The organism is Mycobacterium sp. (assembly GCF_050701515.1).
Classification (GTDB): domain Bacteria; phylum Actinomycetota; class Actinomycetes; order Mycobacteriales; family Mycobacteriaceae; genus Mycobacterium.
Genome location: NZ_JBOGDB010000150.1, coordinates 1 through 5,502, shown reverse-complemented (window position 1 = coordinate 5,502; position 5,502 = coordinate 1). Strand labels below are relative to the sequence as shown.

The following is a 5,502-nucleotide window of genomic DNA, read 5'->3' as shown; positions in this document are numbered from 1 at the left end:
GGTCCACACCGAGCGGCTGCTCGGCGAGCGGCTCGCAAGTCTGGGCGGCGGTGTCGAGTGGGGGTCGCGCGTCGAATCGATCGACGCCGACGGTGACGGCGCCGTCGCGTCGGTGCGCGGCCCGCGGGGCATCCAGCGCATCCGCGCCGGCTGGGTCATTGGCTGCGACGGGGCGCACAGCACGGTGCGCGAGGCGATGGGCGCCAGGCTGGAGGGTAAGACGTACCCCGAGGAGTGGATCCTTGGCGACGTCCGGATCGACTGGGACGTGCCGGCCGACGAGCAGTACGCGTTCATGTCCGGGGTGGGCGGGTTCACCGAGATCACGTGCCAACCGTTGCCGCATGATCGGTGGCAGCTCGGTGGGCCGCTGCCGATCGTGCCGGGCGCGGCGAGCCGCAACGGCGAACAGCCGACGTTGGCCGAGCTGCAGGACTTCTTCGATCGCAACTGCTCTATTGCGGGCCGGCTGAGCGACCCGGTCTGGTCGACCATCTACCGGGTGCACCAGCGGGCGGTGACACGGCGGGTGCGGGGCCGGCTGGTGCTGGCCGGCGATGCCGCGCACCTGTCCAGCCCGGTCGGCGGGGTGGGAATGAACACCGGGATTCAGGACGCCCACAACCTGGGCTGGAAACTCGCCCTGGTGCTCGCCGGTGCGGCGGCCCCGCGGCTGCTGGATAGCTACGATGCCGAGCGCGGCGGGGTGGTGAAGAACCTGTTCAATGTCTCCAACCGGCACCATCTGTTGGCCAGCCTGCGCCAGCCGGTGGTCAAGGAACTGCGCAACCATCTGCTGTCCTTGCTGGCCAACTTTGACAGCGTCACCGACCGGGCGTTTCGCGACCAGTCGCAGACGACGTGGAGCTATCGCGGTAGCCCGATCGTCGGTGAGGAGTCCGGCGCGCCCTTGCCCCGCGCCGGTCTGAGCGACCATGGTGGCCAGCTGGCGGCCTGGACCAGTTTTGCCCGCGGACCGCACGCCGGCGATCGGGCACCGGACGTGTCGGGGATCCGTCTCAGCGACGGGCGTTCCCGCCGGCTGTTCGAGGTGCTCGCCGGTGCCGAGCATGTGCTGCTGTGCTTCCTGGGCTGCGAGCAGCCGCACCCAGAGACGCTGGCCACCGCGACCGCGATCGCCCGCCGGGTCGCCGAGCTGGACGTCGGGCCGGTCGCACCATACCTGGTCGTGCCGGCCGATCGCGCGCCGGACGGGTTGGGCTGGGACGGTCCGCTGATCCTCGACCCGAGTCAGGCGTTGCACTCCCGCTACGGCGCGCGCGGTGAAGCCCTGGTGCTCATTCGTCCCGACGGCTACATCGGTTTTCGTGCCCAGCCGCCGGGCATGCAGGCGCTGTCGCGGCACCTGCACGACATCTTCACCGCTCCCTCGGCACACCCATCACCGACGTCGCCGAGTGAGGCTGCTGCGTCGTCGGCTACGGGTAGCGATGACAGCACCTCACCGCTCCCATCGCGCGTCGGCGTCGACCCTCGCCCAGATCGCCGATTGGGGGCCCGCCGAGGACTGGGCTGACTGGGCCGATGCGGCGCGGTGAACTCTGGTTCGCCGCAACCCCCTGGCGGTGACCGGCCGGTACTCGTCCTCACCAGAGATCCGATCGCAGACCGCATCGGCGCGGTCGTCGTCGCGGCGCTGACCCGCACCCGCAGGGGACTGGTGTCGGAGCTTGCATTGACCGCCAACGACGACGGAGTGCCAAGCGACTGCGTCATCAACTTCGACAACATTCACACGCTGCCACGCGGCGCGTTCCGACGCCGGATCATCCGCTTGTCCCCGAGCACGCCTACACCAAGCCAGCCGCACACTTCGGGCAAGCGCTGGCTGCTGACGCGCACTTCTGCAGGCGCGCGGCTGCGGGGCGCGCCTGCGGAAGCTCGATGTCGCTGGGCGCCAACAGCTGCCGTCGAAATTGGCCGGGGATTGTGTCAGACGCCGATGATGGTCAGGAGCTGCTCGATGTCGCGGAAGTCGTCGGTGTTGCGCGTATAGAGGGGCAAGTTGGCGGCTAGGGCGGTGGCCGCGATCAGCAGGTCGACGGCCCGGGGGCCGCGCGCCTTGCGCCCGGTAGCGACCACCGCCGCGTAGATGCGTCCGTACGCACGGGCAGAGTTCCCGTCGAACGGCAGCGGGTCGAAGGTGGCCTCGGCTCGTTGTAGACGATCTTGACGTCGCCCTCGCTCGACGGCATCACCCGTCGCGTGCGGACCGGCCGCGAGCTCAGCCATGGTGAGGGCGCTAACCGCCAGTTCCTTTGGGAGTTGCCCGGCATCGATGTGATCCAGGTCGATCACCACCGAGGTGTCGACGAGACCTTGCGACGCACGCGCAGCCTCAACCATGGGGCGTGATCTGCTGGCTGGCGGTCCGATCGAGGTCCGCTCGCAACCGGTCGAACTCTACGCGCGGCGCGCCTTTGAACGCGGCCACAGCCACGTCGGCACTGACGAACCGACGATGACGCAGGGGGGAAAGCTCGCCGACCGGGACGCCATTCCTGGTCACCACGAAGGATTCGCCCCGGTCAAGCTGGCGCATAACTTCGCCGCTGTTATTGCGGAACTCACGTTGGGTGATCTCTCTAGTCACACCCGAAGTGTAGCACGCGTGCTACGTGACGGCATACTGCCGACTCACAACCGTGGTGGAGCGCGGTCGCGCAGACGGGTTGTGACTTCTTTGCTGCGCGGGCCGCGGCGCGCCGCCGCTTTACGGTTGCCGGATGTTGCTGGGCTGAGCCGGTGCTGATGGGTGGTGGCCATCGTCATGCCCTTCTGCCTGATCAGAAACGCCTCGGCATGAACCCATCTCTGAGCGACATATCCCAGCCATGACACATGTGTCCCGATACCTGGACAAGACACACTTCGGTGGCCGGGCCCGCACGCTGCAGCAAACCTAACGACGTGGTAAGAGTCCCTGCATCCGGGAGGACTACCGACATTTGGTCCCGTACAGTCAGAGCTCTGATGCACCGAGACGGCGATCGGTTGCTGGAGCGCGACGTCGAGCTGAGTGCGCTGGACGAAACGATCGTGGCGGCGGCTGCCGGTGAGGGCGCGCTGGCCGTGATCGAGGGAGCACCCGGGATCGGCAAGACGGTGCTGCTCGCCGCCGCGCAACAACGGGCACGCGCGGCGGGGCTGCGGGTTTTGTCCGCGCGCGGTGGGGTGCTCGAGCGTGAATATCCCTTCGGTGTGGTGCGCCGGATGCTCGAACCCGCAGTCGCGGAAGACGAGGATCCGCCGTCGGTTGCTGCGGACTCGCACCTGGCCCTGGGCGATGCGACGCTCGCGGTGCTCGACGGGCTGCATGGCGCACTGGTTCAGATCGCCGCCGAGGGCCCAGTGCTGGTCGCCATCGACGACGCACACTGGGCCGACGCCGGGAGCCTGCGCTTTCTGTGCCACCTGGCCGGCCGACTCGACGGCCTGCCGATCGCGCTTGTGGTGGCCTGCCGCCCGCGTGAGCCCGGCGCCCACCACGACCTGCTGGCGATCCTCGCCACCGACCCGACCGCGCGGCTGCTGAGACCGGCGGCGCTGAGTCAGCGGGCGGTCGGGCGGCTGCTCGCCGGCCTGGCGGGGGAGCCCGATCCCGATCTCGTCGAGGCCTGTCTCCACGCCACGGCGGGAAACCCGCTGCTGGTCTCGGAGCTCGTCAGAGCGCTCACCGTTGCCGGCGCACCCGCAGGCGGCGACCTCAGCGCGGATGCGCTCGCGCGGCTGGCGCCCGAGGGGGTCGCCAGACTGGTGTTGCTGCGCCTGTCGACCCTGCCTGCCCAGGCCGCGACCGTGGCCAGGGGACTGGCCGTGCTCGGCGGCCACGCGGACACAAGCGCGGTGGCGGAGCTGGTGGAGATGGATGTCGGTGCGGTGGCCGGCGCCGCCGACCTACTCGGCGATGCCGACCTCATCGCGCGCGAGAGGCCGCTGGAGTTTCGCCACCCGCTGGTGCGCGCGACGATCTACCAGGAGATCGCGCCGTCGGATCGCGAGCGGATGCACGCCCGCGCGGCGCGGCTGCTCGCCGCCGCCGCGGGCCCGTCGGTCACCGACGCCGTGGCCGCGCACCTGCTGCAGTGCGACCCGTCGGCGGATCGCTGGGTGGCCGACAGGCTCGTGCGCGCCGCCGAACGGGCACTCGCACACGCCGCGCCGGACACTGCGGTGTCCTATCTGCGCCGCGCCTGTGCCGAGCCGCCGCCCTCAGAGCTGCGCGCCGCAGTTCTGGTCGCGCTCGGCGAGGCCGATGCGCTCAACGGGCACACCAGCGAGGCGATCGACACGTTCACCGAGGCGCTCGCGCGCACCGGCGACGCCGTCGCGCGGGCGGATATCGCGCGCAGGCTCAGTCAGGTGCTGCTGGTGGCGCAGCGGGGCGGCGAAGCCGCCGCGAGCTTGCTGTCTGCGATCGCCGAGCTGCCCGATCGCGAGCGCGAGCTTGGGCTGGAGCTGGAGGCCGAGCTTCTCTTGGTGACGGTCGCCAATCCGGACGGAGCATGCCTTGCCCGCAACCACACGGCCCGCTTCCGGGATGTCCCCGTCGCGCCGCGCACCCGCGGCGATCGGCTCGCCCTTGCCGCGCGCGCTCTCGACGAGTTGGCGGTCGGCAGCGCCGACGAGGCGGCCGCGCTGGCCAAGCGCGCGCTGGGCGAAGGTGCCCTGCTGGACCTCATCGGCGCGGAAGCGCCGACGTTCGCGATGACTGGGGCCATCCTCACCAACTGCGGCCATCTGGGCGCGGCCGCGGACGCCTTCACCGCCGCCATCGACGCCGCCGGCGAGCGCTGCTCGGTGTTCGGCGTGGCGCTGAGCCGGTGTTGCCGCGCCGAAGCACTGCAGCGAATGGGCCGGCTCGCCGAGGCCGAGCAAGACGCCCGGGCGGGACTCGAAGCCAGGCGCCTCGGGATGCGCTTCGGCATCAATACCGGCGCGGCGTCGCTGGTCATCGCGCTCATCGAGCAGGGCCGGCTGCGCGACGCCGAGGCCGTGCTCAAGGATTACGGGTTGGACGGTCCGCTTCCCGACGCGGCGACGACGAACTATCTGCAGCGCTCCCGCGCGCGGCTGCGCCTGGAGCAGGGCGAGCCCGAGCGCGCGCTGGCCGACCGGATGGAGGCCCACCGGCGCGACGTCGAATACTCGTGGACCAACCCGGTGCTGCCCTCGTGGCCGACCTCGCCCGCGATCGCGCTGCTGGCCCTGGGCCGCGAGGACGAGGCGCGCGAGTGCGCGGCCGCCGAGGTCGAGCGGGCTCGCACGTTCGGCTCCGCTCGCGACCTCGGCATCGCCCTGACCGTTGCCGGACAGGTCGACGACGACGCCGGCACGCTCGCCGACGCGGCCGACGTGCTGGCGGAAACCGAGGCGCGCCTCGAGCAGGCCCGCGCACTCTGCGCGCTGGGCGCGTCTCTTCGCCGCAATGGGCGGCCGAGCGACGCGCGACGGCCGTTGCGCGCCGCGCTGCGTCTGGCG

General features: G+C 71.0%; 3 protein-coding genes and 3 pseudogenes. 4 read left to right on the top strand and 2 right to left on the bottom strand.

Annotated features, from left to right (window positions below):
* Window positions 1–16 precede the first annotated feature (16 nt).
* The 3 pseudogenes from ACRDU5_RS12885 to ACRDU5_RS12875 all read left to right on the top strand — a co-directional run.
* A pseudogene (locus ACRDU5_RS12885) lies at window positions 17–1,330 on the top strand (FAD-dependent monooxygenase); the annotation flags it as partial.
* 157 nt (window positions 1,331–1,487) lie between these two features.
* A pseudogene (locus ACRDU5_RS12880) lies at window positions 1,488–1,559 on the top strand (antitoxin); the annotation flags it as partial.
* A pseudogene (locus ACRDU5_RS12875) lies at window positions 1,546–1,856 on the top strand (type II toxin-antitoxin system PemK/MazF family toxin). The pseudogenes ACRDU5_RS12880 and ACRDU5_RS12875, both read left to right, overlap by 14 nt.
* A 97-nt stretch (window positions 1,857–1,953) precedes the next feature.
* Here the strand turns inward: ACRDU5_RS12875 and ACRDU5_RS12870 are convergent.
* Together ACRDU5_RS12870 and ACRDU5_RS12865 are read right to left on the bottom strand one after the other, a co-directional pair.
* Window positions 1,954–2,367 carry a type II toxin-antitoxin system VapC family toxin gene (locus ACRDU5_RS12870; RefSeq protein WP_526614936.1) on the bottom strand — a complete coding sequence of 138 codons (414 nt, stop codon included), beginning with the start codon at window positions 2,365–2,367 and terminating at the stop codon, window positions 1,954–1,956.
* Window positions 2,360–2,614: a type II toxin-antitoxin system Phd/YefM family antitoxin gene (locus ACRDU5_RS12865; protein WP_526614935.1), complete on the bottom strand. Its 255-nt coding sequence runs from the start codon at window positions 2,612–2,614 to the stop codon at window positions 2,360–2,362. The genes ACRDU5_RS12870 and ACRDU5_RS12865 overlap by 8 nt, the downstream gene beginning before the upstream one ends.
* 380 nt (window positions 2,615–2,994) lie before the next feature.
* On the opposite strand from ACRDU5_RS12865, the gene ACRDU5_RS12860 reads away from it, so the two are divergent.
* The coding region (locus tag ACRDU5_RS12860; RefSeq protein ID WP_526614934.1) for an ATP-binding protein at window positions 2,995–5,502 on the top strand (2,508 nt) is incomplete at its 3' end.

What these genes read in the sequence shown, in the direction of transcription:
- ACRDU5_RS12870 (WP_526614936.1), bottom strand. Translation starts at nt 2,367, where the DNA reads ATGGTTGAGGCTGCGCGTGCGTCGCAAGGTCTCGTCGACACCTCGGTG.